This window comes from Gemmatimonadota bacterium (assembly GCA_022560615.1).
Classification (GTDB): Bacteria; Gemmatimonadota; Gemmatimonadetes; order Longimicrobiales; family Gaopeijiaceae; genus UBA1138.
This window is the reverse complement of record JADFSR010000102.1, coordinates 1-2495: the sequence shown is the minus strand read 5'-3', so window position 1 is coordinate 2495 and position 2495 is coordinate 1. Positions and strand designations below refer to the sequence as shown.

The following is a 2495-nucleotide window of genomic DNA, read 5'->3' as shown; positions in this document are numbered from 1 at the left end:
GGGGTCGGCCAGCGGCACGACACCTTGGAGCCCTCCGGTCGCCGCCGTCCGTGCGTATGCGCCCCCCTCACAGTGGAAGAGCAGGTCGCCAGGTACCGCGCCGATGCTCGGGATCGGATCGAGGATCTTCCAGCACTCCGCGAGTACGCCCATGTCAGAGTGGAAGAGCCTGGTGCCCATCGGTAGGCACCGGGCCGGCTCGATCAGGCCATCGTGTGCTTCCAACCCGTCCTGCTCGGTGGTGTCCAACTCTTCGCCGAGGACATCGAGCATGCTGACGCGGGCCACGGCGGTCAGCGATACCCAGTTCCCCTCCTCCAGCCGTTCGATGCAGGTGGGGCCCGGCAGCGGCGTGTACACCTTCGTGCTCAGGTCTTCCGTGCTCATGACAGAACCTCCGTGCTCTTGCCCGGAGACCGCCACAGGGGCGAGAATTGAGGTGCGGCCTCCGGGCCGTGGATGTGAGGCGTCGGGATACTTCATTCGCGTGGAGACCCGGCGCCTTGCTTTTTGCCACCCCTGCACCGACAGTGTATGGGGCGCGATTCATTCCCGCAACACTGTCGGTGTATATGGGTGAGTTAACAAGAAGGATCTTCGGCCTCCTGAGGCCGTCGTTGAAGGACATGGCGATTGCCGTCGGCGTGGGGTACGACACCATGAAAAGTTGGTCCTCAGGCCGGACCGATCCGTCGCCCGAGAATCGGGCTGCGCTCGCCGCTTTCATGCGCAAGCACGCCGCGAAGCTTGAGCGGCTGGCAGAGGAGTTGGAGGGGTGAGCGAAAGGCTAGAGCGAATCAAGGAGATGCTGGGGCGCGCCGTGGAGGCGTCAGTCAATGACGGTGGGTTTGTAGACGAGTGGGTCAAACGCGAGGCTGCACAACTTGACCGCGAAGAGTTCGAGGAACTGGGGCGGTGGATAAAGGCCGAGGTAGACTTGCCCGCGGGGCTCGTGAAGCTGGCCGAGGAGTTGGAGGCAGAGGAGTAGTTTTTTTTCACGCTGCTTTCATGCGGCGTCTGTGCGCTCGCCCTCCGCGATAGCCGCTAGTGCCCGTTCCCATGTCTGCTCGGGATGCTCTTCTAGGTGTTTGCGTACACGGGTGTCGAGATCGTCCACGACTGCGACGTCGTCCATGTTGTCGGTGAACTCCTCGATTAGGTCCGCTACGCTGAGGCGAACGACAGCACGTTGGTAGCCCAGCGCCAAGACGTTCTCCGATGGCACGACCTTCTCGACCTCGTGCTCGGTCAGCTTTTTTTCTAGCCAGTCGATCAACTGGTCCGACGTCATGGCGTTGAGCTCGACACGCTGACCCGTCCAGTGGCCATACCACGGGTTGCCGGACACGAGGAAGTCGGCCTCCTCTTGGGTGGCACCACAGTCGTATAAACTCTTTTGGGGGTCTTTCTTCTGCTTGTACGACACCGGTTCCGACTCGAGGCCCTCGATATCCTCGAGACGCAGACCGAGGTCTACGACATCGGCGCCGCCATGGAGTAGACGAGTACCGCGTCGGATCGTGTTCACGATCTCGAAGCCGCTCTTGTCGAAGTCGTGGGCCACGAGGATGCGGACGCCTTCGTTTTCGAGGTGCTGCGCGACTTCGACCGCAGCCTTCACCGTCATGCCCTTGGTCGACATGATCGTCATGTCGTAACGCTTGTCGATACCGGCATCCTCCAGGATCGGGGCGAACCCCTCCTTCTCGATCCAGAGCGCTGTGTTGTACCTGAGCCCCGGTCCCTTCGTCGCTATCAATGCCTGGGGATCGAAGGTGGGGGCGACATCGAAGTCCGAGCACCAGCTGTCGATGTAGTTCATGACCGCCCGACCACCGAGGGGAATCGACTTGCCGGTGTGGGGCTCGTTGAGGCTCCCGCGGGCATCCCAGACAATCTTGAAGTCCGGGTTGTACAACGCGAGATAGTCCTTGAGGATCGTCTGAGTGAAGTAGTCGCTTTTTGACCAGATCTCGCCTCCGGTCAACTCGAGGACGAGCGGTCGCGCGGCGTACATGATCTGCCTGGCGTTGGTGTAGTACCGGCCGTTTGCGCTCGCCTTGAGGTACGCGTCCTCGATGGCCTTAGCACCACCGACACGTTCTTCAAGCGCGTCGCGTTGCTTGTCAACAAGCCGGTGTTCTGGGGCATGAAGGCGCCGGCACAGAAAGGCACCGGCGGAGCTGGCGGCACTCTCGAGGACACCGAGGACTCGATCGTCTTATGAAGCGCCGCGAGAATTGGGACTGCGCGCTTGTAGCCTGGAGCGATACCGTCAACTGCGTTCCGTTTGAGTGGGGCAAAACCCGACTGCGCTTCACTGGTCAAGGCGGCCGTCAGAGTGATGTACGACGGCCAACCGTTAATCGCACGCGTCTTGCTCGCCTCAGTCAGTTTCTTGAGGAGCTCTGCAAAGGACACTAGGCCATGAAGCGAATTATTCTCGGTACGTTAGCGGCAACAGGGACTTTTCTGGTCATACGAAAGATGGCCGA

The 2495-nt window shown here is 61.0% G+C and carries 4 protein-coding genes; 2 read left to right on the top strand and 2 right to left on the bottom strand.

Translation table 11 applies throughout. The features are described 5' to 3' along the window. On the bottom strand, nucleotides 1-387 hold a 387-nt coding region (locus tag IIB36_20520; protein ID MCH7534123.1), incomplete at its 3' end, for a hypothetical protein. Between the two features lie 230 nt (nucleotides 388-617). Here IIB36_20520 and IIB36_20515 point away from each other — a divergent pair. Together IIB36_20515 and IIB36_20510 are read left to right on the top strand one after the other, a co-directional pair. Beyond that, nucleotides 618-779, top strand: a complete 162-nt coding sequence (locus tag IIB36_20515) for a hypothetical protein (GenBank protein MCH7534122.1) — start codon at nucleotides 618-620, stop codon at nucleotides 777-779. Then, complete coding sequence (locus IIB36_20510; protein ID MCH7534121.1) at nucleotides 776-988, top strand: hypothetical protein; 213 nt, start codon at nucleotides 776-778, stop codon at nucleotides 986-988. Before IIB36_20515 ends, IIB36_20510 begins: the two co-directional genes overlap by 4 nt. An 18-nt stretch (nucleotides 989-1006) precedes the next feature. On the opposite strand, the gene IIB36_20505 is transcribed toward IIB36_20510, so the two are convergent. Beyond that, on the bottom strand, nucleotides 1007-2017 hold the full coding sequence (locus IIB36_20505) for a DUF2399 domain-containing protein (GenBank protein ID MCH7534120.1): 1011 nt from the start codon (nucleotides 2015-2017) through the stop codon (nucleotides 1007-1009). Nucleotides 2018-2495: the final 478 nt, after the last annotated feature.

Bases quoted from the DNA above. Each gene is read 5' to 3' on its own strand.
- IIB36_20505 (MCH7534120.1), bottom strand. From the start codon at position 2,017: ATGTACGCCGCGCGACCGCTCGTCCTCGAGTTGACCGGAGGCGAGATC.